1 protein-coding gene is annotated in these 1,260 nt (G+C 67.5%); it reads right to left on the minus strand.

Annotation, left to right across the window (positions count from 1 at the left end; translation table 11 throughout):
- Positions 1 to 1,203 (minus strand): IS701 family transposase (locus ACFU95_RS51030; RefSeq protein WP_383844819.1); only part of this gene is annotated, 1,203 nt, incomplete at its 3' end.
- Positions 1,204 to 1,260 lie beyond the last annotated feature (57 nt).

Below are 1,260 nucleotides of genomic sequence, written 5' to 3' on the forward strand. Positions count from 1 at the left end.
GCGAAGGGTGAGGAATGCCTGGGCGGCTGTGACGAGAGTGACGTGATGGTGCCAGCCGCGCCAGGTTCGGCCCTCGAAGTGGTCCAGGCCCAGGCCGTGTTTGAGCTCGCGGTAGTCATGTTCGATCCGCCAGCGCATCTTGGCCCACCGCACCAGGTCAGCGGCCGGTGTGGTGGCGGGCAGGTTCGATATCCAGTAGTCCGTCGGGGCATCCTGGCCGTCGGGCCATTCGACGAGGAGTGTCTGGACGGGCAGGACGCCGTCCCACCGGTTGCGGCCGCCGCCCGCCTCCTGAGCTGCGGCCAGGCACTGCTTGCCCGCGGGCCGCACGGTCAGCACCGCGAACCGTGAGGTCATCGCGCCCTTGCTGCCCTGCCGCCAGGTCACCTCGGTGAACCGCTCCGCACCCGCCTCCGCTGCGAGGGTAGAGATGGCTCGCGGCGGGGTGCGGTATCGGGGAAGGGTATGCGGTCCAAGCCCGCCATAAGCGGGCTGGTGCGGCTCAACATCCGCCGGATGTGCGACTTCCTTCCCGTGCAGGGCCAGGACATAGGACAGCCCTCGCTCCTGCAGACCGAGCCGGAACGGGGTGCTGACGCCGTAGCCGGCGTCGGCGACCACGACCGGCGCTTCCAGCTTCCACTGGGCGAGTGTGTCCAGCAGGCTGAGCGCGAGGCGCCACTTCTCCCGGTGCACCACGTCCTCGGGGATGCCTGCCCTACGGCAGCGATCCGGCTCGTCAGTCCACTCCCGCGGCAGATACAACTGCCAGTCCAGCGGGCACGAGGCGGTGTCGGTGGCGGCATGGACACTGACCGCGACCTGGCAGTTCGCCCGTTTGCCGACCGCTCCGCAGTACTGGCGAGCCACCCCGACCGACGCCTTGCCGCACTTGGGGAACGACACGTCGTCGATCACCCACACCTCGGGCCTGACGACTTCGGACAGCCGCTCGGCGATCCGCTGCCTAACCGGCAGCGGATCCCACGGCGACTGGTTCACGAACTGCTGCAGGGCTTGCATGTTCCCGTCCGGCAGACGATCGGCCATCGGCTGGATCGACTTGCGCCGGCCGTCGAGCATCAGGCCCCGCAGATAACACTCACCCTTGGCCCGCTGATCCGTACGCGGCACCGAGGCGAAAACATCCGCCACGAACATCGCCAACGCCGCCCGTAATCGGTTCACTTCATGCGCATCCACAAGGCCAAGATGCTCTTGATCAGCAGCAACGAAAAGACCTAACGAAGCACTACTAGG

The organism is Streptomyces sp. NPDC057623 (assembly GCF_042800355.1).
Taxonomy (GTDB): domain Bacteria; phylum Actinomycetota; class Actinomycetes; order Streptomycetales; family Streptomycetaceae; genus Streptomyces.